Raw genomic sequence first — 15693 nt, forward strand, 5'->3', positions numbered from 1 at the left:
TTTGAAACACAGCTGAAACCAGATCGTCCTGAACTCCGCCGGTGCTGGCCCCGACCAACGGAGCGCAAAGGAGATCACGATGATCCAGATTGGTTCGAAGGAAGAAGTCGCCTTGCTGCTCGCGCTGTTCGGGACGCATGCCCAGCCCGTCAGGAAGCCCAGGCCACCGAAGTCGCTGCAAGGCTGAGATGTGAAGCGATGCCGGGTCTGGCCGATAGCCTGAGCTTTTGCGTTTGCTGATTGCCAGGGGGGACCCGAAAGGCATTCCGCTGGCGATGGGCACGATCGACGACTATCTGGCGATGGCGCCGGTCAGCGCACGCAGACGCGGCCTGCGCGTGCTGCAGCAGGATGCGATCGAGCTGCATGTCACGTCGGTCGGCGTGCAGCGCTCATTCGCGGAGACAGTGGACGCCTATATCGAGCGGAAGCTGGCGGAGGAGTGAGGCCTTCGGGTTTGCTGCTTCGGATTCCTCCGGAAGAGCTGGCATGTCTCTTGCTGCATGCGTCTCAATACCGGCCCGGCCAGTCGGGCCGTTTCAGATTGAGGCGAACACATGCAAGCAACGTCCCGTTTCGAAGCGACCGCGTCCCTGCAGCTCCACGCTCTAATCTCCGACCTGCACTGGCGGGTTCGGATGCTTGAGGGCGACATTGACGAGGAGGAGCGCAACGCAGGGACCACCGATCCCGGCAGTCCGACCTATTCGATGCTTGCCCAAGCGTTACGCGCCCGCCGCGACAATTTGCGGATCTCGATCGCCCTGCTGGAGGCGCGGATCGAACGGACGACGGAGCTTCAGCGAGCCGCCTAGCGCAGAGTTCTGTGTTCCCGGATCCTGTGTCCAGGGGCCTGCGACAAGGTTCTTCGCCTCGGGTGGAGACGGTCCTTTCAGGAAGCCGATCTTGCGGCCGAGTTGCCAGACCTCGACATCGCCGCGGCGCGCAAACCGCTGCGCATAAGCCAGCGCGGATGTATCGGACGGAGCCTCGAATGCCTCCACGCTGCGGAAGACGCCGTCTTCGCCGACGAGATAGGCACGATACTGCGCGCTCATGACGGCGTCCTCAGGCCGGGTGAATGCAGCCAGGCGTCGATCTGCATGGCCGTCTCGTCTTGCCGTGCGCGGCGCAACAGCGTCTCCCGGCGGCGTCCCGGCGCAAGCGTGCGGGCTTCCTCGCGCAATTGCGCCGCTTCCTCTGCGAGCCTCTCGTGAAGTGTCTTGGTTTGCTTGAAACGACGCCGCTTCAACATAGCGCTGCTCCCAAGTTCGAGGGAGACGGAGCGCGACCGGACGCTCTCGTCCCGATGAACGTAAGTGGCCTTGTGGTGATGGTTAACTGTACGGCGCGTACTGAAGAGAGTCCGTATCATTTGATAAAGGGCCGAAAAAATCCGTGATGATTTGATGGTGCAGTTTCGGCGTTTTCACCTGCTCACTCATACCGCGCCTTTGCGGGTCTAAAGTTCACTATTGAACAAAGCTAGCCTCGGGTCGTTTGCTCGGTATCGCCGGCCGAGGCTCTGCCAGTAGGCGTCGGTGGCTAAGAGACCGGGCGTGCTCCCGCCAGCCAAGCCAGGAGCATCGCCATGCCGGACGATCGCTCGCCGAGCCACCGCGTCCAGAACGAAGCGTCCGCAATCTCGGCGCAGAACGCGCGCATGCGCGAGGAGATCGCAAAGCCGCTCGAGGTCTTGAACAGGCCATGCCAGATACGTTCCTTGGCCGCAGGGCGCGCGATCCATTTCGAAGTGAGGACGGCGAGGGACAGCAGCGCTGCGGTGCCGCTTGCGCCATTTAGGAACTTCCGCTTTCCGGCCGGACTTTGTTACGCGGCCGGTCTGCCGCCGATTGACCGGTCTGGAATGGCGGCTCCGGCGCCCAAGCCCCCGTCAGCGCCGGGGCCGTCCTCCGTCGCGCAACGAGCTGCGAGATGCGCGGCCGCGCTAATCGTCGCGCGAGAGATCGCCGGGCTTCGTCGGAATGCCGATGGTGCCGCCATCGCCGTGAACGAGATCGCGGTTGTTGTCGTCTGCCTTCGGTGCATCTTCGATCGCAGCCTCTCGGGTGTCGCGTGTCCTGTCGATGTGCGGCTCCGGAGTGTGCCGCGAAATTGGCGATGTTGTCGAACCGATCTTCGATGTCATGGCCGATCCTCCTGATCGACCAACGCGCGGGCGCGCCCGTTCGTTCGTTTGACACGTCGGGCAAAACACTGGCATGATGGCACCATAGAGAAAGTTTGCTTTAGCCCGCGCGGAGGAATCCGTAGCGGGCTTTTTCGTTCTCGAATGGAGTTGCTCATCTCCCGTGTGGATCGCAAAGCAGGTCGTCAGCGGAGCTTGCACAATGAACTTCCTGGTTCGCTCCCGTTATAGCGGTTCGCAAAAGCCTAAGTGCCCGAAATTTCGACCTAGACAATGTTCCTGATTTGTTCTAAATCAATTCCCCTCAACCTGTGAGCGAGCGTCGATCGACGTTGGCCCTTTCGCTCTTGCGAGGCGACGATGAGCAATTCATTTCTTGCGTTTGTATTGACGGAACGCCCAGCAGCGCCTGACATGGCGGCGCTTGCCGCTGCGCTTCGCACCAGGCACCCGGAGCTGGCCACGGAGATGCATGCAAGCGATGCGGGTATCCGCCAGGGTTCGGCGGGTGCGTCTGTCCTCCGCTGTGGCGATCAACTCATTACGGTGATGTCGATGCCGACGCCCATTCCAGGGGATCCCGGGCTATGGTCGCGCGCGACTACGGCCTGGCCGGAGGCGAGCACCGTCGCGGCGCGGCACAGCGGTCATTTGATGGTCTCGGTGCTCGGACGAAACCAACAATTGTTGCCCAGGGCTCGTCTGATGACAGCTGCCATTGGCGCGTTGATAGCAACCATGCCGGAATGCTGTGCTGTGGTCTGGGATGGCAAGGTCGCACGACCTGCTGATGTTTGGCTGCATCTTTCCAAGCAATCCTATGCGCCGTTCCCTGACTATCCGTTCCAACTCTGGGTCGATGTTCTGCCTTTCCGCTCGCAGAAAGGCATTGGTTCAGTGACGATGGGACTGACCGCTTTTGCCGGCCGTGAGGTTGAGTTCGAGACGTCCAGGCTGGAGCTTGGGGCCTTGATCGAAAAGGTGGCAGGCCTCGTTGTCTATCTCATCGAACACGGACAAGTGCTCAGAGACGGCGACACATTCGGGGGCGATGCGAAGGAGCGTATCGCCGTTCGTTACAAGAATTCTGATCACTTCAATGGCATGCCCGTGTTTCACTGTACTGATGGCTGGTTGTAGTCGTGCCACACGGGATGCCCCAGAGAACACCAAGTCATGACTGCATCGTCTAGCGAGAAGCGTTTGCGCAAGCCAAAGCCGAAAAAATTCTATCACGTCGGGCCCGATTTCAGGTTTCAGACGACACCAGGATGGCAGATGGAAAACATCCCTGTTCTGAATGGGCGGCGCGTTCTGATGTCGCCGCGGCACAGACGAAGCTTTCCGGCACTCTCCGAGCCGCTGCGGCTGCTCATTGACCGGTCTCTCGGTCGCGCCCCCGTCGACTGGGAGCGTTTCCACGACTTCTGGCTCGTTTCCGATCGAATGAAGGGCGTTCTCGAAGCCGTCGATCGAGAAGGCGTGGCGTTCCTGAAATGTGAAACGCGGTCTCTGAGTCGGAAGGCCGCCCCGGATTACTGGCTCTGCGATGTCGTTCGTGAACTCGATGCCATCGACGAGGAAAAATCGCAAGGTGCAATGATGAATGTTGGAAGTGAATACAGGCGATATGATCCGACGGCGCGACCCAGATTCGTCTTTAAGGAAGAGATCGTTGGGTCGGCCCATATCTTCAGGCCGCGACTTTGGAGATCCATCATCTGTGATCAGGTCATGAAGGATGCCTGCAAGACCGCGGGCATGAGGGGTACAGGCTTCAAAGATGCCGGCGAGTGATCGCGGGCTCGAACGAGTACGAAAAACGAATTCAAAGTCGAGCATGAGGCGAGCAGCTGCGAGCCGGAGAACCAGGAAGATCTCATTGGCAACACCCACGTGTTTCGTATGGCGCATTTTGAAAGCTGCGTGATATGCGACCAGGAGATGAAGAGCGCCTGTAAGTCGGCAGGGCTGAGGGGGCTCCTGTTGAGGACGTCCAGAATCTTCGCTAACGCGGGCCAAGACGATATTCGACGCGGTCTCCTGGAAATTCAGGGGCTGCTGAAAAGCATTCACCGTCGCGATTCGTGGGCAGGTCCGCGGCGAACGGCCTAAGCTTCTAGGTTTATCATTTCACCGCTCGTCGCTGCCGATGCGCCTCTGGCGCCGGCGAACCCATTTTGCCCGACTGTTAAGTCTCTCCGAAATAGAAATCCGAGATTGGCACGATCAGGGCAGGTCGCTGCGATCTGCTGGAGACAACCGGCTGCCTTAGTTCGTCGACCGAGTTTCCAGGGAAGACGCGCTGGCCGGCGTGCATCGATATCGGCCAGTGCGGCTGCATCGAGACGCGGCGCGCAAAATCTAGAGCCAGCTCCCGTCGCTGGCCGCCTCATAAATCATTTCCGATCAAAATGCCGACCGAGCTTACGATCAGCTCGTATGCCGGCGTGCGCCAGAAAGTAACGGTCGCATGTTTCCGATCCATCATGTCTTGCCTCAACATCTTGCGGGTCACATGGTCCTTAGTTTTCTCGGCAAACGGTTCGACGTTGACGGGATCAGGAATCGTATCGCCCTACCTGCAACGCCCGGGCTTGCCGACGATCTCAAGTCGAGCCCGCACTCCGGAGGTCATCTTCGATCGTATTATGACGGGTTCTCCGAATACCTTGATCGCCTCGAGCGCTCAGACGAGTTCGAGGCGGGTGTGGCCGGCCGTGCATGGAAGTTCGACGAGATTGCTTCTGATCTGAACAAGCTTCTGGCCGCGGCCAAATACGCGCAAGCAAATGGCCATCTGTTTCCGAACACTCCGACGGGCATGACACGCGAGCAGGCAAACGAGGCCAACACGAAATGGTTCTCAAATTGGAGACAGTATGCCGATGACAACGATGATCAGATTCAGGAGATGCTGGATACGATCAATCAACTGAGCGCCTCCGGGCAATGGAACGGAGCTCTTCATTGGCCCATACTGTCTCCGACCAGCACGCTTAGCCTTGAAGACCGTATCAAGATCAGGAGTCAATTTCCTGACGGCTCGCCTATCTCCCGACAGTTTACTGCTATTGGTCCGGTGCCGGCGCTTCCAGGCCTGGTGCCATCGTTCGTCAACACCCGGCTGCCCGGCTTCATTCCCGTGTCGCCCGGCGACGTGAAGCAGCCGGAAGGATTTACACCGAGCAATCCCTCTCTGACTTATGGGCTGCGCGGCTTTCCGGCGGCCAATCCGGATTGGCAACCGTTCGGACAGCTGCCTCCAAGCACTGCCGCACCATCGATGCCTCAGGTTTTCCAATTCAATCCGGAGACTGGTCAGCAGATGTTCATGTCCGACGGATCGCCCATGTTGGGGCCCAATCCGTATGAGATGCCTCATAACCCGGACGATCTGTCTCCGCTTCTTGGGCTAGGAATATTCGCGGCTGCGATGGCCGCGCCCGTGCTGTGGCCCGCGTGGGCGTCGGGATTGGGCGCTTTGGGCATAGCAGGTGCGGCAGCGGGCTCATCGGCCGGTGCGGAGCCTGTCCATAAATCCGGCGGAGTTTTGGCCAGTGGTGCGGCTCCCTACAATCCGTTCAGCAGTGGCGTCGCATCGGACGCGTACAGCAACGCTAGCCAGCCACTCGGAACTCAATCAAGCGCACAGCGGCTGACGGGCAACACACTCGATCGGGAGCGCTCTGGCACTTTCGAAGACCGTTTTGGTAACTGGCCAGGAGTTGCGGCCGTAGTCGCGCCGCGACAGCCATCGAGCAATCCGGAAGTGCCAGTTGCTCCCTCCGCTGGAGCGACTGCGCCCGAAGAAGTCCGGCGCCTCACCCGAGTGAACGCCTCGAACGCTGGCAGCGTGTTCAACTCTGGCAGCGCGCCGGTGCCATATCCGCCTTCTTCTGAATTCGATGATCGATTTGGCAATTGGCGAGTGGAGGAAGGGCGGGCACAGCAGGTGAACAGGCCAGTCGGCGCATTCGCGGATGAGCCGAGCTATGTCATTCCGCCGCCGATCTGGGGAGTGGAAACCTCGGCCAATCCGCGAAATGATGCCGAAGACTGGTTCTCCCGCTGGATACAGCCACTGCTTCGCCAGGATTGAAGGTTCGTTGCGATTTCTCGACTCGGCACAATGTCCTTTGACACGTCGGGCAAAACACTGGCATGATGGCATCATCGAGAAAGAGATTGGTTCAGCCCGCGCGGGAAGTATCCGCCGCGGGCTTTTTCACGCAGTCATCATTGTTGGAGTGCATTAATGACCCCTTCCGGAGCTTTGATCGCGATCCTGCCATGCAATGACCTCGATGCGTCTGAGCGGTTCTACAGCAGGTTGGGCTTTGCGCGCCCGGACAGCGAGAGGCCTGCTCCAGGAGAGCCAGACACCTATCGCATGCTGTCGAACGGGCAGGGCGGCTATCTGCATCTGACCGATGCGGTCGCGGGCTGGCTGATGCCGGGCAGAAACCCCTTCGGGCTCTATCTCTACCTCGAGAATGTCGACGCTGCGGCGCGCGAATTTCAGCAATCGCCCGAGGACAAGCCATGGGGGATGCACGAATTCGCAGTCTCTGATCCGGACGAAACGCTGGTGCGCGTTGGTTGGCCAAGTCGTCTACGGGCTGGAGGTAATCGTTCGTCAGCAAGCGGCTGAGACCGGTCTCCAGTCAGTCCGCCGAGCGTGCCAAGTCTGATCGTTTGACACGTCGGGCAAAACACTGGCATGATGGCATCATCGACAGAGTTTGGTTCAGCCCGCGCGGAGCAATCCGGAGCGGGTTTTTTCATCGCATTGCGCTCGCCGCGAGATTGCAGCGTCGCGATTGCGACGAGCGCGATGCTAATGCAACGCGAGATTTGACACGTCGGGCAAAACACCGGCATAATGGCATCATCGAAACGAGTTTCTGAGGCCCGCGCGGAAAGCATCCGCTGCGGGCTTTTTCGTTTGGATTTCGAGATCGGACGGCGTCCCGCGCATCGCGGCCTCGCCTCGTTGAAACGCGTTCATGGAGCGCCGATCAGCGCGCCGCCGTCCGAACCGGTTTATTGGCCGTGCACGCGCGAACGTGCCGGCCCGCGGCGCGAGCCTTTGCTTGCGCCGCCGCGGCCCCGCAAGGCGGGGATAAGGTTCGCGCCGAAACGATCGCGCCTCGTGCCGCGATCTGCCGCACTGTTGTTTCTCGTGTTCGTCTTGGAGAAGCGATGACGATCTATCTGATATCGCTCGCGCTTGCGGGCCTGGTCGCAATTGTCGTGTGGGAGATTTTTGCTTGAGTGACGGTCTTGAATACGAGCCAAAAATCGCGGACGTTTACCGGCCTGTCGCGAAGAAGCCATCGAAGGCGCGAACGCTGACGGAGATCCGATCGATCGCGCGCAGTCACACCAGGACGGCGGTCAACGTGCTCGTCGGCATCATGCGCAGCAGCGATGCGACCCCGGCCGCCCGCGTCTCCGCCGCCAACGCGATCCTCGATCGCGGCTGGGGCAAGGTGGCGCAGCAGATCGAGAATGGCGAGGACGGCGTGCTCGAATTGATCCACCGGATCGAACGCATCATCGTGCATCCGGAACCTGCCGTCGCGCCTGAGAGCGGCGCGGACGTTTGACGCGTCAGAAATCCGAACTTGAAATCCGCTCGATTGATCGTTTGACACGTCGGGCAAAACATTGGCAGAATGGCATCATCGAAACATGTGGTTCAACCCGCGCCGGAAATCGGGCGCGGGTTTTTCTTTTCGATGATGCTTCCAGGACCTTACTAGTTCCTGGTCTGCTTGCTGGCCTTGCGCTGCGCAGCATAGGCGCGCTGAACCTGGTCGCTGCAATAGGACAGCTTTCGGCCATCGCCGGTGAAATGTCCGTTGTTGATGATCCAGAGTAAGACGGACTTGTCGTCGATTTTCTTGAACATCAGGTTTTCGCGATCCTGAATGGTGTTCGGGTCTTGCACGCTGACGGTTTCAGGGCCTGAGGCTGCTTGCAATGTGCAGCTAGCGTCGATCCTGACGGTGTCGGGAAGTTGAACTCGCGTGTTGTGGATCTTGCAGATGTTCGAGGCTGTCGTGACCGACTTTTCGGAGAACGCAATGATGGTGTCGTTGAACTTCGCGCAGCGATCCTCGAAGGTGGCGCCCGCCACAGCGTAAACGCCGTCGCGGGGGTGGGCCTCTTTAAGGGCTCGGTCCTGTTCGGCTTTCTGCTTGTCCTGTTCAGCCTTCTGCTTGGCCTCCACCTTCGCCTGAAGCGTGGCTTCGGCAAGTGCGCGCTGCGTCTTGAGTGGACAGTAAGCCGCTCGCCAGGGAGGGTCCTTGAGCTTCCCGTTCAAGCTCTTCTGAACCGAGATCGTGACGCCATCGATCCGTTTGATGAACATCACCTCGTTGAATTCCCTGTCCCAGTTGGAATCGCGAGGATTGAGGTTCTGCGCGAGATTGTAATCGCTACAGACCATTTCGACCTTCAGCGAACCCGGGCCAAGATCGGTGATTCTCTTGAAGTCACAGCTCCATTCGGGACCGCTGACCGACTTTTCGCCAATCTCCATGTCGTTGCCTTCATCGCAGGACGATTCGAAATTCTTGCCAGGTTCAGCATAGGCGCCGGCCTTCGGACGCCATCTGTCGAATGCCGGCGCGGGCCGCTCTTGCGCCATCGCGTCGGAGGCGAATGCGGTCAGCATCAGCACCAACATCGCATGATTCAGAATCCTGAAGACCGGTAACATTCTCACGCGAGTCTCCGGTGTCGATCAGATCGAGTGGTCGCGCTCGGCGTCCCCTGCGGGCAACGTAGTTAGACAATTATCAATGGTTGAGCAAGTCCGCCGAGGCGGCGCCATCCCGGCTGCGGGCGGCGTGTGCAGGGCCGCCTCTTTCGAATGGAGTTGGAGATGTCCAGGGAAGATATGATGCGGAGGATCTTGCAGCCTATCGGGCGAGTGCCGCCCCATGTCACGAGTCCATACGGCGCGGTAAGCGGCAGGCCACGCGGATCGAGTAACCCCCATCGAGGCATCGACTTCAATTACGTCGGTGGTCAACAGGCTCCTCTGAACAAGAGCCATCCGGAATTGCGGTCTCCCGTGAATGGCGTCGTTGAACGCGCCGGCGATGATCAGTGGGGAACAATCTCGATCAGAGACAACAACGGATTGCGACACCAGATTCTGCATACCAATTCGCGGAACGTTAAGGTCGGCGATGTCGTCGCGGCAGGTCAAGTGGTCGGCACGATGGGGAATACTGGCCTTTTTGATAAGAATGGCAGGCCAGGACAACAGCATGTCCATTATCAAATCAAAGATCCCGCGGGCAACGTTCTCGATCCTGGTGAGTTTGCCGATGCACAAGGACCGTTCGATCCGATTCCCGCGCCGGCCTACATCCCCGAGTATCGACAATATCTGCGGAATGCCCGCGCAGTGCCTGCGACGTCGCCTGAAGACGTACGGGTCCTGACGAGAATGCCTACGACAGGATCGCGGGGATCGGCATTCGATTCTGACCCGGTACCAGTCCCAAACGTTGGCCCTGCTTCTACGCTTCCTCCAGCCGTGCAGAAACATTTCGGGGGGCTTTTCGGGCTTTTGCCGCCATAACGTGGCCTCTCCTGACCCGAGCCAAGCTCAGCAGGGACAACCCGACACCTCAGACAACGAAGACTGGTCCGCGATGTGGCGCAGGCGCACCGGCCTGCCCTAGGACGAGCGAGCGCATCCATTGTCGATCCTCAAAATTCCGACCGCCAGGATATTCGAGTCGCTGCTCAAGCCCGCACGCTACAAGGGCGTCTACGGCGGGCGCGGCTCGGGCAAATCGCATTTCTTCGGCGAGCTCATGGTCGAGACCTGCCAGGCCGAGCGCGGCACGCTCGCGGTCTGCATTCGCGAGGCGCAGCGGACGCTGGCGCAATCGTCCAAGCGGCTGATCGAGGGCAAGATCGCGAGCCTCGGGCTCGGTCATGGTTTCAAGCTCTTCAGCGACAAGATCGAGACGCCCGGCGACGGGCTGATCATCTTTCGCGGACTTCAGGATCACACAGCCGACTCGATAAAGTCCCTTGAGGGATTCCGCATCGCCTGGATCGACGAAGCGCAGTCGCTCAGCGCGCGCAGCCTGGCGCTGCTGCGGCCGACGATCCGCGCCGACAAGTCCGAGCTGTGGGCGAGCTGGAATCCGCGCCGCAAGAGCGATGCGATCGACGATTTCTTGCGTGGGCGCCGACCGGAGGGAGCGTTGTTGGTGAAGGCCAACTGGCGCGACAATCCCTGGTTTCCTGATGTGCTGGAGGAGGAACGCCTGCTCGACCAAAGACTCTATCCGGAGCGTTACGATCACATCTGGGAAGGCGACTATGCGCGCGCTTTCGAGGGCGCCTATTTCGCCTCGCTGTTGTCTGATGCACGGACGCAAGGGCGCATCGGCAAAGTGTCTGCCGATCCGCTGCTGCCGCTGCGCGCCTTCATCGATATTGGCGGCGCCGGCGCTGCGGCGGATGCCTTCACGATCTGGGTGGTGCAGTGGGTGGGTAACGAAATCAGGGCGGACTTCCAGCACCTTCGGCGGTGGCGAAAGAGCGTGGAGCAGGCGCAGAGCTATACTTTCAAGGCTGTTATTTCTGTGATTGCCACCGGCCTGATGGGGGCCGTCTGGCTCGGCGTGAAGGTCGTGCTGAGCAAGTGAGCTCCTCGCGGCGATGACCTCGCCGCGAAGCCAATCAAGGTGGTTCTGTTGGATTGGGTCATGCTATGTACAAGATTGGAATGGTGGAGGGGTCCGACGACGACGTTGCCGAGACCTTGGCTGATCTGCATCGGCTGACGTTCTTCGATGCCGCGGCCGTCCCGGATTTCGATATCGGGGTGTGGTGGCTTGCCTATTGCGGTGATGATCCTGTCGCCTTCGCAGGCGTCGTGCCGTCCACCCGGGCGCGAAACAGCGGCTACCTCTCGAGAGTCGGTGTCCTGCAGCGGCATTGGGGAAGGGGACTTCAGCTGAGGTTGATGCGGGCCGTCGAAGCACGGGGCCGTCGCATCGGATGGGACAGTATCGTTTCGGATACAACCGACAATCGTTTTTCCGCGAACAACTTCATCAAGGCGGGTTACCGTCTCTTTGAACCTGAGATGCCCTGGGCTTGGTCCCATACGCTCTATTGGCAAAGGTCGCTTCGCTGAGTCGGGTTTCCGTGATACGGAACGGAGCCTGGCAACCTGAATTGGCGTGCGCCTGCGCAGGCACGGCCTTGTTTACCCGGAATGCCTGAGGACCCGGCAGCCCAACCGCTGCCGGGTCCTTTTGCGTCTTTGAAGCGTTGTGGCTGAAGCACTTGCGAAGTCGGCTCCGCCGAGCTTTAAGTGCGCTTGCAGGAATTCGGCGAGCACAAGCCGATGTAAGGGAGCGCCAAGGATGTCCACCAAGCCTCAATTGCCGGAACGTCCATTGCGGGCAGTGGGAGGACCAACTGCACTTGATGGTCTGCTGGTCATTGATTTCACGCGCGTGGTCGCTGGTCCCGCCTGCACACAGACGCTCGCTGATTTCGGTGCGCGCGTCATCAAGATCGAAAATCCCGAGGGTGGCGACGATACGCGTGCCTATGAGCATGCCGAGATCGGCGGGGAGAGTGCGGCCTATCTCAGCCTGAACCGCAACAAAAGCGGGATTGCACTCGATCTCTCGGTGCCCGAGGCGCGCGAGGTCGCGCTGGATCTGATCCGCAACGCGGACGTGGTGGTGGAGAATTTTTCCAGTGGGATCATGAAGAAGTTCGGCCTCGACTACGAGGCCGTCGCGCCACTCAACCCGCGGCTGATCTATTGCTCGATTTCGGCTTACGGACGTACCGGACCATTCGCTTCGCGCCCGGGTTTTGATCCTATCACGCAGGCCGAGAGCGGCTTCATGTCGCTCAACGGATTTGCGGATGGTCCGGCGGTTCGCACTGGACCGCCTGTTGTCGACATGGCGACGGGAATGTCCGCCTGCAATGCTATCCTGCTGGCGCTGTTGGCCCGGGATCGACTTGGCCGCGGCCAGCAAGTCGAGGTCGCGTTGTTCGACGTCGCCATGGGCATGACCGGCTTCTACGGAATGGCCTATCTGATCAACGGTGAGAATCCCGGCCGGTTTGGCAATTCGCCGAGCGGGTCTCCCACCGTCGGCGTCTACGAAGCCTCCGATGGTCCGCTTTACATGGCTTGCGCCAATGATCGGTTGTATCGTCGGCTTGTCGTGGAGGTACTGAACCGCCCGGATCTCATCAACGATCCCCAATTTGCTACGCGGAAGGCGCGCTCCGAGAACAAGGAGTTGCTGCGCACTGCCATCGGGGAAGTGTTCGCGAGCGACACACTCGAAAACTGGATGGCGAAGATGAAGCTGGCCAATATCCCGGTTGGCTATCTCCGGACTGTCGAGGAGGGATTCAATGCGCCCGAGGCGCGCGAGCGCGCGCGCCTGAGCCGGATCCCGCATCGCACGGCGCGGTGGGTACCGAATATCGAGCCGCCGATCAGCATGAGCCTCACAGCGCCAGTTGATCCAGTGGCCGCGCCGCTGTTAGGTGAGCATACCGAGGAGGTTATGCGCGAGACGCTTGGTTACGATGCCGACCGGATTGCCACTTTGGCCCAAAAAGGGGCATTTGGCCTGCGCAAGCCTGCGACCTCGGATTGAGCACTGCGCCAGCTTGATTTGACAGGGTTCCCGCCGCATAAATGGATGAGAGCGAGGGACGCGAATGGTGCCTGGTCAAGACCCGAGCATGAGGCAGTCGGTAGACGCCGGCGAAAGAGCCTATGGAACGATGATTGCCAAGGCCCGCTCGCTCGTGCCGCAATTGCGTGAACGCGCAGCTCGCACCGAGGAACTGCGGCATCTGCCACCGGAAACCGAACAGGACCTGCATGATGCCGGCCTGTTCCGGATGCTTCAGCCGCAGCGCGTCGGCGGCGCCGAGCTCGACTATGTCGCCCTGATCGATTGCGCGGAGTTGCTCGGACAAGCCGATGCATCGGTGGCCTGGAACCTTGCCAATCTGGCAAGCCATCATTGGATGCTCGGCATGTTCGAAGAACGTGCGCAGGATCTGGTCTGGGGCAAGACCCCGGACGTGCTGATCGCATCATCGTTCATTTTCCCCGCCGGCCGCGCCAGCAAGGTTGGGGGCGGATACCGGCTGCGCGGAAGCTGGCCGTTCTCGTCGGGCGTCGGGTCTTGCGCGTGGAACATGCTCGCAAGCGTCGTCGCATCCGACGACGAGGCCGATGGCATTGAATATCGCATCTTTCTGCTGCCGAAGGCCGACTACAAGATACTCGACACCTGGAACGTCGCGGGACTGCGCGGGACCGGGTCGTCGGATGTCGAAGTCAGGGATGCCTTTGTACCCGATTATATGACGGTCGCGGTGGGTGACCTTGCGGGAGGTCCGACGCCCGGAAGCAAGGTGAACCCCAGTCCGCTGTATGCGCTGCCGGTGTTCTCGTTGTTTCCCTATGTTCTTTCCGGCGTCGCGCTCGGGAATGCACAGGCGTGTCTGGACGATTATGCAGAGGTCGCGCGTCGCCGCCTTTCGACCTACAACCGCGCCAAGCTGAGCGATTTCCAGAGCACGCAAATCAAGATCGCTGAAGCTTCCGCCAAGATCGATGCTGCGCGCCTCATCATGCGCTCCGCCTGCACCGAGGCGATGGAGAACGCACGGCGCAGGCGCACGCCCGATATGGTCACCAAGACCAGATATCGGCGTGACGGGGCGTTCTCGGTCAATCTGTGTACGGACGCCGTCTCGATGCTGTTTGCCGCGAGCGGCGCGCGCGGCCTGTTCACGACGGGGGTGTTGCAGCGGCAATTTCGCGATGCGCATGCGATCAATTCGCACCTCGCATTCAATTTCGATGCGGCTGGAACCAATTATGGACGCGTGGCCCTCGGCCTGCCGTCCGAGAATCTCACCTTGTGAGGCCGGCCGATGAATGATCTGCCGAAGCAGCCGGCCGCTCCTGATCCAGCCAACGAGTTCGCGAGCGACAACTCGCAGATTGATCCACGTGATTTTCGCAACGCTCTCGGCACTTACGGAACTGGGGTAACGATCATCACGGCTACGGCTTCCGATGGAAAGCCCTATGGCATCACCTGCAATTCGTTTGCGTCGGTTTCCTTGAACCCCCCGTTGGTTCTATGGAGCCTCGGAGTTTACTCATCGAGCCTGACCGTGTTTCAGAATGCCACCCACTTCACGGTCCACGTGCTGGACACCTCGCAGCAGGCGCTCGCGAACAAATTCGCAAAGTCGTCCGAAGACAAGTTTGCCGGCGTGGACTGGGCGCCTGGCCTCGGCAATGCGCCGGTGCTTGCAGCGAGTGTGGCGAATTTTCAGTGCAGATCCGTCAATCGCTATTATGGCGGCGATCACGTGATCTTTCTCGGCGCGGTCGAGGCCTATGCCTATAGTGCGAAAGAGCCGCTGCTGTTTGCGCGGGGGACGTATGGCCGGTTTCTGGCCGACGATGAGCGCAAGAAGTCTCCTTAAGAGCGATTCAGCGGTCTGTGGCGGAGAGCTTGTAGATTTCCAGAGCGTCCGCGTCTGCGCCACGTGCGGCCTTGGCCAGCCTGAAGATCTGGCCCGCGAGGGTCGCCATCGGCACCGGCGTTGATGTCGCCTGGGCCACATCGGCGACCGTATCGAGGTCCTTGAGCATTGTCGCGATGTGCCCGAGCGGCGGCGAGTGGATGCCCTGGACCATGCGAGGCACGAACAGCTGAAGCGGGATCGAGTCCGCAAAGCCGCCGGCGAGCGCTTCGGGCAGACGGCTTGCGTCAATTCCAGCGTTCGAGGCGAGTCGCGTTGCCTCCGCAAGGACAGCCATTGCGCATCCGACGATCACCTGATTGCAGAGTTTGGTGGTCTGGCCAGCCCCAGTCGGACCCATGTGGGTGAACCTGCGTGCCATAGCCAACACGTAAGGCCGCACTTTCTCAATATCGTCAGCCGCTCCGCCAGCCATGATGGCGAGTGTGCCTTCTTCAGCCCCCTTGGTGCCGCCGGACACCGGAGCATCGATCAAGCCGGCGCCGTTCGCAGTTTTCAATCGCGCTGCGAGTTCGCGCGCAGCGTCGGGATGAATCGATGAGAAATCGACCACGAGCTTTCCTGTGCCGGGAGCTGCCGCAAGGCCCTTCGGCCCGAAGATAACCCCTTCGACGGCGGCTGCATCTGTCACGCACATGAAGACGATATCGGAGTTCGCCAGCAGGTCACGAGGTGTGCCCGCGCGCTTGGCGCCGGCGGCGACAAGCGGAGCTACTTTACTCTCCGAACGGTTCCAGACACTGACGTCATGGCCCGCCTTGAGCAGGCGTCGGGTCATGGGCGTCCCCATCAGTCCAAGGCCGAGATAACCAAGCCTCTCGGCGCCTTGCGGGTTTGCCTTGCTCGCATCAGCCACAGGTTGCCTCCTTCTGTCGCAGCGCAACGGTGCGCAACCGCCGCCGCAACATACATAACGCACCCGGCAGCGAAACCGGACCGGT

General features: G+C 60.4%; 17 protein-coding genes and 1 pseudogene. 13 read left to right on the forward strand and 5 right to left on the reverse strand.

Features of this window, described 5'->3' with window-relative positions; genetic code table 11:
- Positions 1–233 precede the first annotated feature (233 nt).
- On the forward strand, positions 234–446 hold the full coding sequence (locus BM222_RS14345; protein WP_244547129.1) for a hypothetical protein: 213 nt from the start codon (positions 234–236) through the stop codon (positions 444–446).
- 279 nt (positions 447–725) lie between these two features.
- On the opposite strand, the gene BM222_RS14355 is transcribed toward BM222_RS14345, so the two are convergent.
- The 3 genes from BM222_RS14355 to BM222_RS14365 form a co-directional block, all read right to left on the reverse strand.
- Positions 726–1058 (reverse strand): hypothetical protein, encoded by a 333-nt coding sequence (locus BM222_RS14355; RefSeq protein ID WP_092228879.1) that lies wholly within the window; start codon positions 1056–1058, stop codon positions 726–728.
- Positions 1055–1255 carry a hypothetical protein gene (locus BM222_RS14360; RefSeq protein WP_092228880.1) on the reverse strand — a complete coding sequence of 67 codons (201 nt, stop codon included), beginning with the start codon at positions 1253–1255 and terminating at the stop codon, positions 1055–1057. The genes BM222_RS14355 and BM222_RS14360 overlap by 4 nt, the downstream gene beginning before the upstream one ends.
- A gap of 693 nt (positions 1256–1948) precedes the next feature.
- Complete coding sequence (locus BM222_RS14365; RefSeq protein ID WP_092228881.1) at positions 1949–2149, reverse strand: hypothetical protein; 201 nt, start codon at positions 2147–2149, stop codon at positions 1949–1951.
- Positions 2150–2509: 360 nt separating this feature from the next.
- Here BM222_RS14365 and BM222_RS14370 point away from each other — a divergent pair, with 360 nt between their 5' ends.
- The 6 genes from BM222_RS14370 to BM222_RS14400 all read left to right on the forward strand — a co-directional run bounded on the left by BM222_RS14370 (position 2510) and on the right by BM222_RS14400 (position 7761).
- Positions 2510–3289 (forward strand): DUF4261 domain-containing protein, encoded by a 780-nt coding sequence (locus BM222_RS14370; RefSeq protein WP_092228882.1) that lies wholly within the window; start codon positions 2510–2512, stop codon positions 3287–3289.
- A 36-nt stretch (positions 3290–3325) separates the two neighbouring features.
- Positions 3326–3946 carry an imm11 family protein gene (locus tag BM222_RS14375; RefSeq protein ID WP_092228883.1) on the forward strand — a complete coding sequence of 207 codons (621 nt, stop codon included), beginning with the start codon at positions 3326–3328 and terminating at the stop codon, positions 3944–3946.
- 84 nt (positions 3947–4030) lie between these two features.
- Positions 4031–4264: an imm11 family protein gene (locus BM222_RS43310; RefSeq protein ID WP_502690892.1), complete on the forward strand. Its 234-nt coding sequence runs from the start codon at positions 4031–4033 to the stop codon at positions 4262–4264.
- 358 nt (positions 4265–4622) lie between these two features.
- Entirely contained in the window at positions 4623–6251 is a 1629-nt protein-coding gene (locus BM222_RS14385) for a hypothetical protein (protein ID WP_143105958.1), read from the forward strand.
- 156 nt (positions 6252–6407) lie between these two features.
- A complete protein-coding gene (locus BM222_RS14390; protein ID WP_092228886.1) occupies positions 6408–6803 on the forward strand; it encodes a VOC family protein in 396 nt (131 codons plus the stop codon).
- A gap of 649 nt (positions 6804–7452) precedes the next feature.
- Positions 7453–7761 carry a hypothetical protein gene (locus BM222_RS14400; RefSeq protein ID WP_092228974.1) on the forward strand — a complete coding sequence of 103 codons (309 nt, stop codon included), beginning with the start codon at positions 7453–7455 and terminating at the stop codon, positions 7759–7761.
- A gap of 152 nt (positions 7762–7913) precedes the next feature.
- Here the strand turns inward: BM222_RS14400 and BM222_RS14405 are convergent, their stop codons facing one another.
- Positions 7914–8885: a hypothetical protein gene (locus tag BM222_RS14405; protein ID WP_143105959.1), complete on the reverse strand. Its 972-nt coding sequence runs from the start codon at positions 8883–8885 to the stop codon at positions 7914–7916.
- Positions 8886–9044: 159 nt separating this feature from the next.
- Between BM222_RS14405 and BM222_RS14410 the strand changes: the two genes are divergently transcribed.
- The 6 genes and pseudogenes from BM222_RS14410 to BM222_RS14435 all read left to right on the forward strand — a co-directional run bounded on the left by BM222_RS14410 (position 9045) and on the right by BM222_RS14435 (position 14692).
- Positions 9045–9752 (forward strand): M23 family metallopeptidase, encoded by a 708-nt coding sequence (locus tag BM222_RS14410; protein WP_177243218.1) that lies wholly within the window; start codon positions 9045–9047, stop codon positions 9750–9752.
- A 121-nt stretch (positions 9753–9873) separates the two neighbouring features.
- Positions 9874–10488: pseudogene (locus tag BM222_RS43025) on the forward strand (PBSX family phage terminase large subunit); the annotation flags it as partial.
- A gap of 413 nt (positions 10489–10901) precedes the next feature.
- Positions 10902–11330, forward strand: coding sequence for a GNAT family N-acetyltransferase (locus tag BM222_RS14420; RefSeq protein ID WP_092228891.1), 429 nt, complete (start codon positions 10902–10904; stop codon positions 11328–11330).
- A gap of 232 nt (positions 11331–11562) precedes the next feature.
- Positions 11563–12831, forward strand: a complete 1269-nt coding sequence (locus tag BM222_RS14425) for a CaiB/BaiF CoA transferase family protein (protein ID WP_177243219.1) — start codon at positions 11563–11565, stop codon at positions 12829–12831.
- 64 nt (positions 12832–12895) lie between these two features.
- The gene (locus tag BM222_RS14430; protein WP_092228893.1) at positions 12896–14119 is read left to right on the forward strand and encodes an acyl-CoA dehydrogenase family protein; all 1224 of its coding nucleotides are present in this window, start codon (positions 12896–12898) and stop codon (positions 14117–14119) included.
- 9 nt (positions 14120–14128) lie between these two features.
- Positions 14129–14692, forward strand: coding sequence for a flavin reductase family protein (locus BM222_RS14435; protein ID WP_092228894.1), 564 nt, complete (start codon positions 14129–14131; stop codon positions 14690–14692).
- 7 nt (positions 14693–14699) lie between these two features.
- Here the strand turns inward: BM222_RS14435 and BM222_RS14440 are convergent, their stop codons facing one another.
- Positions 14700–15608 (reverse strand): NAD(P)-dependent oxidoreductase, encoded by a 909-nt coding sequence (locus BM222_RS14440; protein ID WP_177243220.1) that lies wholly within the window; start codon positions 15606–15608, stop codon positions 14700–14702.
- Positions 15609–15693: the final 85 nt, after the last annotated feature.

Origin of the sequence: Bradyrhizobium sp. Gha (assembly GCF_900113735.1) — a bacterium.
GTDB lineage: Bacteria > Pseudomonadota > Alphaproteobacteria > Rhizobiales > Xanthobacteraceae > Bradyrhizobium.

Coding starts and splice junctions, on each gene's coding strand:
- BM222_RS14425 (WP_177243219.1), top strand. CDS start 11,563: ATGTCCACCAAGCCTCAATTGCCGGAACGTCCATTGCGGGCAGTGGGA.
- BM222_RS14420 (WP_092228891.1), top strand. CDS start 10,902: ATGTACAAGATTGGAATGGTGGAGGGGTCCGACGACGACGTTGCCGAG.
- BM222_RS14430 (WP_092228893.1), top strand. CDS start 12,896: ATGGTGCCTGGTCAAGACCCGAGCATGAGGCAGTCGGTAGACGCCGGC.
- BM222_RS14370 (WP_092228882.1), top strand. CDS start 2,510: ATGAGCAATTCATTTCTTGCGTTTGTATTGACGGAACGCCCAGCAGCG.
- BM222_RS14385 (WP_143105958.1), top strand. CDS start 4,623: ATGTTTCCGATCCATCATGTCTTGCCTCAACATCTTGCGGGTCACATG.
- BM222_RS14360 (WP_092228880.1), bottom strand. CDS start 1,255: ATGTTGAAGCGGCGTCGTTTCAAGCAAACCAAGACACTTCACGAGAGG.
- BM222_RS14410 (WP_177243218.1), top strand. CDS start 9,045: ATGTCCAGGGAAGATATGATGCGGAGGATCTTGCAGCCTATCGGGCGA.
- BM222_RS14375 (WP_092228883.1), top strand. CDS start 3,326: ATGACTGCATCGTCTAGCGAGAAGCGTTTGCGCAAGCCAAAGCCGAAA.
- BM222_RS14355 (WP_092228879.1), bottom strand. CDS start 1,058: ATGAGCGCGCAGTATCGTGCCTATCTCGTCGGCGAAGACGGCGTCTTC.
- BM222_RS14365 (WP_092228881.1), bottom strand. CDS start 2,149: ATGACATCGAAGATCGGTTCGACAACATCGCCAATTTCGCGGCACACT.
- BM222_RS14390 (WP_092228886.1), top strand. CDS start 6,408: ATGACCCCTTCCGGAGCTTTGATCGCGATCCTGCCATGCAATGACCTC.
- BM222_RS14435 (WP_092228894.1), top strand. CDS start 14,129: ATGAATGATCTGCCGAAGCAGCCGGCCGCTCCTGATCCAGCCAACGAG.